This window comes from Paenibacillus silvestris (assembly GCF_009882985.1).
Lineage (GTDB): Bacteria > Bacillota > Bacilli > Paenibacillales > NBRC-103111 > Paenibacillus_E > Paenibacillus_E silvestris.
In genome coordinates this window covers 220,639-234,294 of record NZ_WTUZ01000039.1, presented here as the reverse complement: position 1 = coordinate 234,294, position 13,656 = coordinate 220,639, and the positions used below count along the sequence as shown (strand labels likewise).

The following is a 13,656-nucleotide window of genomic DNA, read 5'->3' as shown; positions in this document are numbered from 1 at the left end:
CCGTTCCCTCGCGACACGTTCCTTCCCAGCTGTTCCTTTGCCATTTCACGCTGTACAACCTCAGCTTTTGATTCTTAAGCTGTTCATCATGGCATGCGCTTCAATCCCAGCCAAGAGCACGATGCCAATCCCGTGTGTGTCATTCAGGTTCCAGCCAAGCTCGTGCTTATAATACGCGTTCGAGTAGGACCAGCTGGAGCCTTTGCATACGCCGTACAAATTCCCATGCTTATCAATGACGCGAGTACATAAGCCATTCCAACCGGACATCACCGCCGCCGTGAACGCTTGAGGCTCTTGCAGCCAACCGTGACGCACACCAAGTGCGAAACCATAGATGAACATCGATGTACACGACGCCTCCTCATACGACTCAGGATCCGTCAATACCTGATGCCACAAGCCGTTTTTGCCCTGAAGCCGGAGATAACCTTCCGCCAACTCTCGGTAAAAGCGGAGAATATCTTTGTAGCTGGAATGCCCTTTCGGCAGTACTTGCAGCAGCACGGAGAGGGAGAAAAATACCCAGCCATTCCCCCGCCCCCACGTCGTAAGTGATGGCTTTCCACTGCTTACGTCATAGACATGAGACATGATTTGCAGTTCAGGCATATATAAGTACTTTTTATATAACAGCAGTTGGCGGGAAGCTTCCTCTACATATCGTAAATCTCCGGATAACTCGCTATATCGGCATAGGAACGGCACACTCATATACATGTCATCGCACCACATGGTATTATGCATGCTGGGCGAAACGCCGATACGACGGTAAAGCGCCCCATCCTCCAAACGGTCTTGCACACTCATGATGTAATGCGCGATGTCGTCCGAAACTTCGCGTGCCCCCTTCAACTGCCGCAACCGGTTCGCTAGAATCGCGAGTGCTCCGAAGGATCCGCAGTCATCGAGACTGTCGATATGGGATAACTGATTGTTCAAGCCAGCTGCGCCAAAATACTTCCGGTCCCAAAGAGAATAAGCATAGGTCGACGTTGCAAATTCCACATGACGGGTTACGTAATCCGTCATATCGCTGCGCGCTAGCAAACGGCTTGTTTCAAGCAATCCGAATAAGGTTACACCAAGCGGGTAGTTCCAACGGCCGAAGAGTTCGTTCTCGAGAAAAGGTCTAACGTAAGTCCCGGGCTCATTCGTCGTCCAGAACACCTCACCTGTAGAGCCGACTGCAACCGTATCCATCTTCATATAGTCATCCGCGCGCAGCTCGGCGTCAGCAGCGAATGGCCCCAGATGCAGCCATTTGCCCGCATAACCATGAACTTTAATTGGCGTGTTAAGTACTACACTTTTCAAATCCCCAATGAGCTGAAACCCCCAACCCTCGCCACTGCACGTGCTGTATGCCACGAGGCTTCCGCTTCGCCGGCACGATTCTAAATTGAAACTGAACGAGCCTGCCCCAGCAGCTTCATAGACTTTATGTCCATTCCACATGAAGGTTACAGGGCCATAAGTAACCCCTGCAACGGTCACGGGACCGGTCATTGCCGGGTCGACTCGGACGGACGTCCAAGATATGGCCTTCGATCCCGGATAGAGACCGTAAAGTTGTTCCAAATGGCCTGTCCAGTTGCCGTTGTCTCTGCTGTCTGCGCGCTTCGGCAGCCAAGATGCCGCACCTGTGACCTCTTCCCTCACCGTCACAGCCGGAATTTGTGTAAGTGGGCTTTCGAGTGGAGTCGTATAGATCCAGCCTTCTTCCCCCTCACGCTCTAACGAAGGTGCAAGAAAAGTATACGGCTTATTCTTGCGATTGCCAGAGCCGAATTCCGCTCCGCAGCAACCATCAGCGCTCCGGCCAAACGCCAAGACAAAATGGTTCCAGCCCCGCACCAGCCCAATCTTAAGTTTCAGCGGTGATGCTCCTTCCGCTTCCTCCTCGGGGGCAGAGCCGAAACGCTGCTCCCCGTTGTGATACAGCCTTACAGGACCGAGACATCGAAGCAGAAATATAAACTCTTGCGGCTCATCGATCCACAGCTTCGCCCAGGCATATACCTGCTGACCGGTACGCATTTCAGGAAATATACGTGCAATTGGAAACGAATACGTATGGTTCTCAAGCTTACGGATTTCACTAGAACGTGTCACCCTGTACACCGGACCATGCGGCGGATGCTCGCCAATGTAACGCTGAGCCATCACGGTCAGCACATGAGGAATGTTGGTACCGTTCGTTTGAGCGGCCATACTTTCCACTGGATCTATATAGCGGGTTAATGATGTCGTCACTCTCCTGCCACTCCTTTTCCGCTCAGACTAAGAACCTTCTCCGAGAATGCCCCTTTAAGTACTTCCCCGATTGTAACGGGGCGATGCTCCTTCACAGAGCGCCACACGGCTTCCCCGGTCGCCACTGAGTACGCGCCATCCACGGCTCCAGATAGAATCCGGTATGGCCTCCGGCGATCCTCGCCCATAAATAAATCCTCTAGTAATAGCGGGTCTCCGCCACCATGACCGCCTTCTCTGTGCACCACATGGATCGTTTCCTTAGAGCCAAACAGTGGGTAATAATCGATGGTCTGCACGGGAGTCGGAAAAGGTGTGCGGCTCGGCATATGATATTCCACCGACTCCAATCTCCCCTTTGTGCCGTTAATGGCTAATCGATAACCCTCGTATGGAAGGGAGAAGTTAACCGAATAACTGAGGAGTGCGCCACCGCTATATTTGACCGTTGCCGCATAAGTATCCTCAATATCAATTTGTGAATCGAAGATACATTGATCAGGCCGATAATCCGAATATGGAAACTTGCTTTTCACCGCTCCCAGCGAACCGAGATGATCGTCCTGCACTTGTATATTTTTACTACGTGAGTTCCAACGTGAATAATAGTCGCACTCCGCTGTTTGCTCACACGTCGTGCAATAACGGCCATCCTCCTTGCTGGGGTTCGCTTCCCCTTCAGCTCCGTAATAATTCAAAGCACCATAGGCGAATACCTCAACGGGTTGCTGCCCGATCCACCAATTCACCAGATCGAAATGATGCGTACATTTATGAATGGATAACCCTCCGGACAGCTCCCTCACCCGATTCCAACGTTTAAAATAGCTTGAACCATGATAGGTATCGAGATACCAATTCAAGTCAATCGAGGTAATCCTGCCAAGCTTACCTTCCAGAAGCATTTCCTTAATCTTCGTATGAATAGGTGCATAGCGGTAGTTGAACGTAACCGTGACCGTCCCTTTACTAGCTGACTCAGCTTCCATCACGCGTCTTGCGTCTTCTCCTGTTGTCACCATCGGCTTCTCCGTAATCACGTCCAAATCATGCTCAAGAGCCGCTATGATATACTTCGCATGGCTGTCGTCCCGCCCAGCTACAATGATGACATCCGGACGCGTCTCTTCAACCATCCGGGCAAAGTCATGCTCCCCGTAAGTGCCGATCTCCTGCTGCTCCGGAAATCTTGTCCGAAATAGCTCGAAGCGAGCTTGGTCGCGATCCAACAAGCCGACGAGCTCGCTCCGAGCAGAGAACGTCGACATAATGGGCTTGGCGAACATTCCCAGCGCCCGACCGCTTACCCCGCAGATTGCATATCGCTTTTTCATGAGCTACATTCCCTTCCATGCCTGTTGTCATTTATATTCTCAGCGCGTTAGCGCCCGCAGGAAGCTAAGTTGGCTTTGCGGGCGAACCTTACGCCAGTCATCAAGTTGTTACTTTTTCACCTTTGCGTACCATTCTTGGGCGCGCTCTGTTACTTTGTCGCCACCCGATTTTTTCCAACGATCAACAAACTCATCGAATTTCTCCATCGGCCATTCACCGATCACAATTTTGGTCAAATATTCCTGAAAAAGCTTATGCGATTGAATATCTGGGAAGCCTTCATATACCGTGTTCGGCAGTCCATCTCCTGCTATACGCCGGGCATCAGCCGTGTTGACGATGAACATATCCTGCACCATCTTCTGCATGTTCTCCGGAATTGTTTCTTTGATCCGAATATCCATATCCTCTTTGGTTGTCAGATTACGCATCCCTAGAGCAAGCGGACGGCTATCTTCTGGCGGCAGCAGCACCTTTTTGCCATTCACGACCTGATGTTGAAGCCCTTCAATCCCAAAACGAATAAACTCATCGTTGCTTGTATCATAGAAAAAGTCGAGCAGCTTCAGCGATGCTTCCGCTTTGTTCTTGGCGGCTGCTGGAATGATCCATTCCGGCTCGCCCATCGTTTTCATCGTAACGAAACCTTGAAAACCATCGACTTTAGGCATCGGCATACCAACAATATAAGCATTGGGCGCTCCTTTCAGCATCGCCGTATATCTGTCGCGAACACCCGCCGGGAGATGGTACCAGCTGCCAACCAGGTTGTTATTGATTTTGGCCTGCCATACGTCGCCTTTGTTAAGGAACGTCTCGTTATCGAGCAGTTTGTCTGCATACAGCTCACGGATATATCCGATGGCTGCCTTCATGTTAGGCGTAACGCCTGCATACTGAATCTTGCCGTCATACAGGTCCCACTCCGGACTCCCTTCCCACATGGCGACACCGTACATCCCGAATAGGTGATCAATCCACTTGCCGAATTCTCGGCCAGAGGTCGGCAGCTCGTCTTTTAACCCGTTGCCATTGGGATCCTTATCACGAAATGCCTTCAGTACTTCCTTATAGTCAGATGCTGTCTTTGGCATCGGCAGTCCGACTTTATCCAGCCAATCCTTACGAATCATCGGTGCGCGCTCAGGAACGAGAAACACCTTTGGCACATAGTAGATATGGCCGTCTGATGAGGCCGAACGAACGACGTCCCACGCCTCCTTGGGAATGTTCTTCCATACATTAGGTGCGTACTTCGGAAGAAGATCTTCGAGCGGCAACGCGCCACCTTGCTTGATCAACGTCTGCTCGATGCCGCCAATTGGACGCAGAATGTCCGGCAAATCATTCGAGGCAATCATCAGATTGAGGAACTCCGTCGGCTCTGAGCCCGGAGGGGTGGTCGTCAGCTGATATTCAACGCCTGTTTTCTCAGCTACATATTTGACATGCGCGTTGTTAGCATCTGGAATAGTGCCTACGCCCATGTGGCTTTTGAACACCTTCACTTGTACAAGCTTGCCGTTCTGGGCGCCGCCTTCTGCGACAGGCGTGTTGTCTTCCGTTTTCGCACAGCCCGCAAGGACTGTAACGGCAAGCAGCGAAGCCACTGCTGTAATCGCTACCTTTTTCCCAAATAAAAGTTTCCTCATGTATATATCCTCCCTTTGATGGCACGTCATCGATCTTTGCAAATTTGCTATAGGAAGCCAAGTCTTGATGCTCTATATCTGCTGCTTTTTACTCCTTCAACGAGCCTAGCATCGAACCCTTTACAAAGTACTTCTGCAGGTACGGGTAAACCAAAATAATGGGCACGGTGGCAAACAATATTGTAGCCGCTTTCAACGTTGTCGTGTTGAAATCATAATCGCCAAGGAACAGATTCACAGCAGCAAGTTCCTCTGGTGACTGCAAGTAAGCACGAAGCTTCATTTGCAACGGCCATTTGTTGGGATCGCGGATGAACAGTACGGCCCTTTGGAACGTGTTCCAATATCCAACGGCATAAAACAAGCTGACAGTCGCGAGCACAGGCTTGGATAAGGGGAGATAGATTCGGAACAAAATGCCTCCATCGGTGCAGCCGTCCATACGCGCTGAGTCATCGAGCTCCGCAGGAATACCCATAAAAAACGTCCGAATAATAATCATGTTAAACGTTCCAATCAACCCTGGCAAAATAAGCGACCACAGGGAGTTCATCATGCCCAGCTCCCGAACGGTCAGGAAAAATGGGATCATCGGTGCATTGAAAATCATCGTAATGATAACAGCCAGCATGAACGGCTTGCGGATCAGAAATTCCTTGCGGGACAGCGGAAACGCTGTCAAAACAGAGAACAACATGCTTAGCAGTGTCCCAACAATCGTAATATAAGCCGTTACTCCGAAGGCGCTCCATAATCCCTTATTTTGCAGAATATGCCCCCACGATGCCCACGTAAATTCTACTGGTAGTAAAAATACGGTCTTCGAATCTGCGGCAATTGGTGAACTAAGCGACACGGCCAACAGATGGACAAGCGGCATCAACATCGTGCCTGCAGCTGCGGCTAGGAACAAATAGTTGAACACTTGAAAAACTTTTTCTCCATACGTCTGTTTCATCACCACAACCCCTGTTCTGACTTTCTCGCCATCCGGTTAAAGATCCATAGCAGTGCGAAACCAATGACTGACTGGAATAGTCCAATAGCTGTCGTAACGCTGTACTGTCCTTGCAGAACCCCGGCCCGGTACACATAAGTCTCAATGATATCCCCCACCGAATACGTCATAGGCGTCAGCAGGTTATAAATCTGATCAAACCCGAGCTCCAGAAAATTGCCGATGTTCAGTAGGAATAACACCAGAATCGTAGGAAACAGAATCGGTAGCGTAATATGAAGGGTTTGCTTCCAACGGTTAGCCCCGTCCATCACAGCCGCCTCATATAAATTCGGATTGATACCGGTAATGGCGGCAAGGTAAATAATCGTGCCCCAGCCGACTTCCTTCCAAATCCCCGATAAGACGACAATCGTTCGAAAGTAACTCTGCTGCTGCATAAACAAGATCGGTTCGAGACCGAACCAGCCACGAACCATGTTGGCCACGCCTTGACTGGACAGCAGTTCAAACACAATGCCTCCGACAACGACCCATGATAGGAAGTGCGGGAGATAGAACATGCTCTGCACCACTCGTTTTACCAGCATCAGCCTCACTTCATTAAATAGAAGTGCTAGAATAATAGGCGCAGGAAATCCGAACACGAGGTGATACGTGGCAATTGTCGCCGTGTTTCTTAATACATGGTAGAAATCTTGATAAGTGAAGATGAACTTGAAATTGTCCAACCCCACCCAAGGACTTCCCAACATACCTTTGAAAATCTGATAATTTTGAAAGGCAATGACACTTCCCATGAGCGGCACGTATTTAAAAATAAGGTAATAAACGAGCCCAGGGATGAGCATGAGATACAACATCCAATGCTTTTGCAAATTCAGGAGATACCGGTTTTGCGCAAGCTTCACATGCTTCACATCTCTGTCTGTGATACCGGGCTTCGTTTCCGTATACAACTTTGCCACTGTCGTAAGCCTCCTTCACGTCTAGTACCGTCATCTTACCTGCTGGGGAGATATCATGACAATCGTTCAATCCTCTAGGTTATGAACCGATCCGCGATTTGCACATTTTCGCAATATTTGAGAGCTGTTACAAGAAAGTATGGATGCGCAAATAACTCTTATTGTGCATAATTGCTGCTCCTGCATACTGCCGCGCGCCTATAAATCTAGCTTGTGTGGAGGAATTGTGCACGCGTTGGAGCATTGGTTCATTGCGAATTTATTGGGTGAAATGCAGGAAGGCTACCGAATGATTCGGCAGCCTTTTGTTTTATTTATAGGTTAACTCTATTTTCCTATCATCTTGGATTGAGCGTTGGCATTTCAATATATTTCAAATAAAACATAACTCCCGCTTGGATCGATACCAACAGTATCAATTCTTGTATCCTCACCTTCAATTTCTACTACATCAAGCCCAGTCTCTTTTTAGTGGATAGTGGATCCGCATCGATTAACTGGAAAAACTCCCGTTATTCAAAGCATTTCACCGTTTAAAATTCAAATAACTGGAAATAACACCGTTAATTCACTCCAATATCCCTGCTTCCTAACTCAATCGTCGCTATTAACAGGAGAAATTCCATTTATTGATGCTGTAGCTTTGTTACTCTACTAAATTGCGGTAGTATTTCCCGTTAATCTGATGGGGGCGCTCCCTCGGGATACAGTCAGCCGGGTTGGGACTCAGAGCATGTCCCCATCCCTATTTTCCCCACACTTACACGTTATTTAAAATTTCCATTGCAACAGATACGCCTGCATAATCACCAACACGCTCACCCAACCCAGCAGGTACGATATCACAAACATCTAGGGAGAAAGTTAGTGCTTCCTGCCTTAATGTTGTCATGACTATGGGCTCCAGCAGCTTATGCTGTCGTCCATATATACTGCCGATTACGATCTTCTCCGGATTAAGCACATCAATTAACATCGCAATCCCTTGTCCCAGGCGGCGCCCCACCAAATTGAAAATTTGAATGGCCATGGGATCCCCTGCTTCCGCAGCCATTCCTACTGTTTCCGCAGTCAAACTACTCAGTTGGTTCATTGTTTGGCAATAAGACGGTGGTTTGCCTTCCTGTATGGCTTGAAGCGACAACGTTCGAGCGAGCTTCGCGATACCGCCGCCACTGCAGAAGCCCTCAAATGAACCCGCCTTTCCATATCCCCAGGGTCCATCAGCTTCCAAACGAACATGCCCTACTTCACCTGCCATATCATTCGTCCCTATATAAAGCTGCCCGTTAAGGACAAGTCCTGCTCCCATTCCTGTACCAAAAGTCAGAAAGACCATGTTGCGACAGCCTATTCCCGCTCCAAAACGCCATTCAGCTAAGGCACAAGCATTCGCATCATTCTGTAAGCCAACTGGAACGCCATATCGCTCGCGAAAAGGAGAAAGAATATCAATTTGGTCCCAACCTGGAAGATTAGGCGGGGAGAGAATAATTCCCGCTTGGCTGTTAAGTGGACCTCCACAACTGATGCCTATAGCTTCAGGCGTCGGATCTGGATAACGGATTAACATCGCATCAAGAGCTGCGCTGATTTCACCGATGGCTATTTCTGGCCTAGATGGTGTCAGAAAACTCGTTTTGTCCATAAACACGACACAATCTTTTTCTACAACTGCCAAACTCACTGCGCACTTTGTTCCACCAATATCTATGGCTGCTACTAGGGTCATTGTGGAAAAAACGCCTCCTCTAACATCAGGCATAAGGCATGATAGATAGGCAGATGTCTCTCTTGAATGTCGAGTGTTTTCTCCGAAGGCACACATATCGTCACATCACATAAAGACTTTAATTTACCGCCACTATCCCCCGTGAAGCCAATGGTTTTCAACCCTTGCACCTTGGCAACCTGCAAAGCCCGAAGGATATTCGTAGAGTTACCTGATGTACTGAAAGCAATTAATACATCCCCTGAGCGACCGTAGCCATACACTTGCTGAGCAAAAACCATTTCTGGATCAACATCGTTGGCGTAAGCACTTATCAATGCCGAGTGACTAACGAGTGAAATCGCCGGCAGTGCCCCTTGGAGTCTATCGGCAAGATGAACACCTTCTCCTGGGAACTCACGTTCAAAACGATCGCTTATGGATGTGGACAATGGCCGCTTGGATACAAATCCCTTCATTAATTCGCCAACAACATGCTCACAATCTGCGGCACTTCCTCCATTCCCGCACAATAACAGCTTGTTTCCTTGGTTAAACGAATGGTTTAACAGCTGAAATCCCAATTCGATATCTGTCAAACAATTTATTAGTTCTGGGTAACGTGTTGTCATTGAACACAAAATAGCGTTCATTCCGAAGGACCCCCTTGGTTAAGTTACTTCATCACTCTGGCAAGAGCCGTATTGTAAATCGTTTCAATCTCGGTGGCCCCTTTGTCTCTGCATTGCCTAATGAATTGATCCCAATCGTTCAATGCTCCCTCACTTACAATGAACTTATCCATATTTTGAGTTAAATAGGCGTCTAATTGTGTGCGGAGCTGCTTTAGCCTATCTCGTTCTTGTTTATTAAATGGAGGATCGTTGACTTCTCGGTAATTAATCCCGTCAACAAGATCCTTGTTTGCCGTTTCTGACCACTTCATTAATTCCGGTGCCGAAGATAGAAGAATTGGATGGTCGTCAGATTGCAAGGCTAAGCCAAGATAACCGGTACCAAGGGCAGATTGCATGGCGCGGAAAGGATCTTGTTTATCTTTGAACTTCAATTTCGTCGCATCAGATATCTGATATTCGCCGCCATCAAGCCTGTAGTCCACATTTTCTACGCCAAAACTTGTTAGATTGCTCCCCTCTTCTCCATACATCCAATCTATGAGTTTAATCGCTTCTTCAGGCTTCTTAATTTTAGCGCTTATCGCGTACATTTCACCAAGGTGATCAAGTTGATAAATGCTATTGCGTTTAACTCCTTTATTGCTCGCTAGAACGGGTAACAATTCGAACCTTGCTTCTGGTTCTTTCGCTTGAAGCGCCTTATTAAAGTTAGCTCCGAAACCGTTATTATCTTGAAAAAAGAACGATTTTCCTGAGCTTAATTTCTCTTGCCATATTTGTGAGGTAGCTACGGAATAATCAGGATCCAGCAGTTTTTCTTTGTAAAGTTTATGAAGATAGGCAATAGCCTCTTTGAATTCGGGCGCATATGGACCAAATTTATATTGCTGCGTAACTGGCTCATAATAAATCTTGGTACCCGTAATATTCGTATAGCCGCTCCCAAAACCAAAAGCAACAGGGTTAATCAAATTTTCCGTTCCTGTTTTGCCATTCGCTGCACGACTAGTGAAAGGATAAGAGGCTGGATAAGCTTCTTTCAATTTTTTGAGGATTTGATAGAGCTCTTCGTACGTTGTAGGCGCTTTTAAATTAAGCTTCACTAACAGGTCTGTACGCATCATCGGGAGCAGACCAGATTGAACACTCCATTTGGTTACTAGAGGAAAACCATACAGCTTACCATCCACCTTTGTCTTATTAATTTCGGGCTTCTGCTCAATTAGCTTGTGGAAATTCGGCATTTTATCCAAATAGGGCGTCAGATCCAGGAAAATACGAGTATCGGCGAAATCCGAAAGATCATTTTGATTAACCATAATGACATCGGGGATCGAATTTGTAGCAATTAAGGTTTTCTTTTTATCTTCATAATTACTTTGTGGAACACTTTGTAATTCAAGTTTCACATTTTTTCTCTTCTGAATTTCTTGAACAACGACCGAGTTTGCATCTAACGCTTGGGATGGATGCTCATATCTCATCCATGTAAGCGCCATCTGATTGTCAGACGGGGAAAAACTTGCCCTCACCAATGGCTTGACTGGACCATTAGGCGAGCTATCACACCCTGCTACTAAACTCCCTACTACAACCAGCAAACAGCAGGCAGTTAACAATCTCCTGTTACAATCCATGTTGTTCCCCCTCAATAACCTGGATTTGTTCTGGCCATTTTTATTGTATAAGCTACCTGCCTCGCTTTAAAAGAACCAAATCAGCATGAGATGATTCATTATTCCACTTGCATCTCCATGATTCATTCTTCCACCTTGCAGTAATCGTCCACTTTCATCCTATTTCTGCTTCATCGCATGAACATGTCGATATTCATTCGGTGAAATGCCTTCATGTTTTTTGAATAAACGCAAAAAGGTTGTGCGACTGAAAATGCCGATCTGATCAGCAATATCACTAATCTTCATATCCGTTTGGGCCAACAATTCCTTCGCTTTTGCAATCCGAATTAAGCTAATATAGTCCGAGATATTAGTCCCTGTCGTCTCTTTAAACATCCTAGATACATATTTGGCAGAAAGCCCGATCTCGTTTGCAATCACCTCTAGATATAAATCTTTTTCATAATGCTTCTCAATATAAGCCGTGATAAGAGAAACAACGGCTCCTGATTTGCTTTCAGGTTTATACAACGTTTCTGTGATCATTTTGTTGTAAAACTCAAAAATCATTTTCAGTCTTACATCAAACTCAGTCGGCAAAAGCTCCTTATGACTCAAGAAATCATGTTCATTATCCTCAAGAAAGTCATTCATCCGAAGTCCTTTTTCTGTCAAATAACGATTACCTGTATGGAAGAACTCCACAAGCAAAGCCCCTAGAAAGTGATAAGAAACACCTCTTGCTTTATTCAAACCAATAATCCCTTCCAGTTCTACCCTTAAACCTTCTCTATCACCTGACTTTAGCTTATTTACGATTTTGGTCTCATCAAGAAAGGAATAATAGTAATTCTGATCGATATCCAAATGTGCAGCATCAACGATTACCGTCTTGGATGAGTCTGTTCGCTTATCTATGGCCGTTATGGCATCACTATAAGATTTGGAATAGTCTTCAATCTTGTCATATCGTTTTCCTAAACCAATAATTAATTCGCAATACATAGTGTCGTAAGCAAACGTCATTCCAATCATTTCTAAAGCTTGTTCTAGTTGTCCACGGTCTGCCTCACTTTTCAAATTGACCATGCAAACATATAAGTAGGGCTCATATTCCACCAAATAACAATTCACGTATTTCTTCATAATGCCCCAAAGCACATTCTTCATCTTTTCAAAAATTAATAAGCGATCTGCTTCCAGAATGTCATGATAAAATTTATCCCTGAACATAAACACAAAGCAGCAGCATAAATAACTGCCTGTATGAAAATCAATTTCTTTTAGTATCTGGTTAACAGCGTAAGGCTGCCCTCCTCGAACCCCTTTAATTAAATTTATGAAAAACTGCTCGAGAATTTCCTCTGAAAAGGTGTGAATTTTAATATTCGCATCCTTATGTAGCTGGATCAATTGACTGACGCTATTTCCAATCCTTTGAAGTTCGCCACTGCGTGGAGTCTCTTGATTCCCTTCATCTATTCGTTCTGTTTTTTGTAAAATATCTCTGATATTTTTGATCGGGTTGTAAAGCCGAACGCTAAATATGGCAGAAAAAGCGATGCCAATAATGATTAAACTGATGCAGATCCAGATGATCAAACTAAAAATGCTAGAAGACTCCTGGTTAAAAGAGCTTACCGGCGTAATTGAATAATACTTCCACCCGTATTCGGAGGTTGTTTGAACAATCCAGTTCTGCTCTTGACCGATGTTAAACGCTTCGTTACTTGCTTTGTCCTTAGAAAAGCGAGCAACAATCTGCTCCTTTTCACTATCTTCTAAACCGCTGCTTTGTAAGATAATCTGATTATTTTTATCCATTACGATATATTTGGTGGTCGAGTAAATCGAGTTATTTTGTAGCGTAGTAACGATCGTAGGGATAGATATGGTTGTCACCATCGTTGCCAAATGTCCATTTAAATATTGCGTTGTCACACTGGGAATGACATCACGGTTCGTATTCATATTAGGGTTAGCCACTCTCGTTGGTGTCAGTAATTCGAACAAGCTGCTTTGGTGTAATTGTTGTCGCCAGAAATCCTTATCGTAACTATCAAATTTATAAAATGTGTCAAAGAATACATCAAAGTCAACCATGCCGTCACTAAAATAAACGCGCTGATCATCCACAAATAGAAAGATATTGTCGACAAAGTGACTTATCGTATTCCGATTCCCCGCAATGGATCTCACAATCGATGGCAACTTAATTTTCTCTTCATCGGTTAGTAAGGGATACGGCCGTAAATATTGTTGGATCGTATCACTAAGCAGTAAGCTGTTGTTGGTTGACTGTGCCATACCTAAATAGATATCAATGGTCTTGTAGGATGCAGTCAAATTATCCGTAAGCTTCCCTGAGACATCCTTCTTAATTAATTGATTGGCATTAAAATAGGCTATAACGCCAAGGATGACAATTGGGATCAGTAAAGAAAGGAAATAAAGAAGAATCTTAAAGAATAATCTATTTTTATTCAACGTTTGCTTCAAGTGTTTCCAATTCAAGTGTA

The 13,656-nt window shown here is 45.8% G+C and carries 9 protein-coding genes; all 9 read right to left on the bottom strand.

Translation table 11 applies throughout. From position 1 onward, the window contains the following. Positions 1 to 60 precede the first annotated feature (60 nt). Positions 61 to 2,256: a glycoside hydrolase family 88/105 protein gene (locus GQF01_RS30365; protein ID WP_328803562.1), complete on the bottom strand. Its 2,196-nt coding sequence runs from the start codon at positions 2,254 to 2,256 to the stop codon at positions 61 to 63. Continuing rightward, positions 2,253 to 3,590: a Gfo/Idh/MocA family protein gene (locus tag GQF01_RS30360; protein WP_161410806.1), complete on the bottom strand. Its 1,338-nt coding sequence runs from the start codon at positions 3,588 to 3,590 to the stop codon at positions 2,253 to 2,255. Before GQF01_RS30360 ends, GQF01_RS30365 begins: the two co-directional genes overlap by 4 nt. A gap of 108 nt (positions 3,591 to 3,698) precedes the next feature. Next, positions 3,699 to 5,243 (bottom strand): extracellular solute-binding protein, encoded by a 1,545-nt coding sequence (locus tag GQF01_RS30355; RefSeq protein WP_161410805.1) that lies wholly within the window; start codon positions 5,241 to 5,243, stop codon positions 3,699 to 3,701. A gap of 88 nt (positions 5,244 to 5,331) precedes the next feature. Continuing rightward, positions 5,332 to 6,201, bottom strand: coding sequence for a carbohydrate ABC transporter permease (locus tag GQF01_RS30350; RefSeq protein WP_161410804.1), 870 nt, complete (start codon positions 6,199 to 6,201; stop codon positions 5,332 to 5,334). Further along, positions 6,201 to 7,064: an ABC transporter permease gene (locus GQF01_RS30345; protein ID WP_161411128.1), complete on the bottom strand. Its 864-nt coding sequence runs from the start codon at positions 7,062 to 7,064 to the stop codon at positions 6,201 to 6,203. The genes GQF01_RS30350 and GQF01_RS30345 overlap by 1 nt, the downstream gene beginning before the upstream one ends. Positions 7,065 to 7,929: 865 nt before the next feature. Beyond that, positions 7,930 to 8,901 carry an ROK family protein gene (locus GQF01_RS30340; RefSeq protein ID WP_161410803.1) on the bottom strand — a complete coding sequence of 324 codons (972 nt, stop codon included), beginning with the start codon at positions 8,899 to 8,901 and terminating at the stop codon, positions 7,930 to 7,932. After that, a complete protein-coding gene (locus GQF01_RS30335) occupies positions 8,898 to 9,533 on the bottom strand; it encodes a D-sedoheptulose-7-phosphate isomerase (protein ID WP_161410802.1) in 636 nt (211 codons plus the stop codon). The genes GQF01_RS30340 and GQF01_RS30335 overlap by 4 nt, the downstream gene beginning before the upstream one ends. Positions 9,534 to 9,556: 23 nt before the next feature. Then, on the bottom strand, positions 9,557 to 11,155 hold the full coding sequence (locus GQF01_RS30330) for an extracellular solute-binding protein (RefSeq protein ID WP_161410801.1): 1,599 nt from the start codon (positions 11,153 to 11,155) through the stop codon (positions 9,557 to 9,559). Positions 11,156 to 11,314: 159 nt separating this feature from the next. Then, on the bottom strand, positions 11,315 to 13,651 hold the full coding sequence (locus GQF01_RS30325) for a helix-turn-helix domain-containing protein (RefSeq protein WP_161410800.1): 2,337 nt from the start codon (positions 13,649 to 13,651) through the stop codon (positions 11,315 to 11,317). Positions 13,652 to 13,656: the final 5 nt, after the last annotated feature.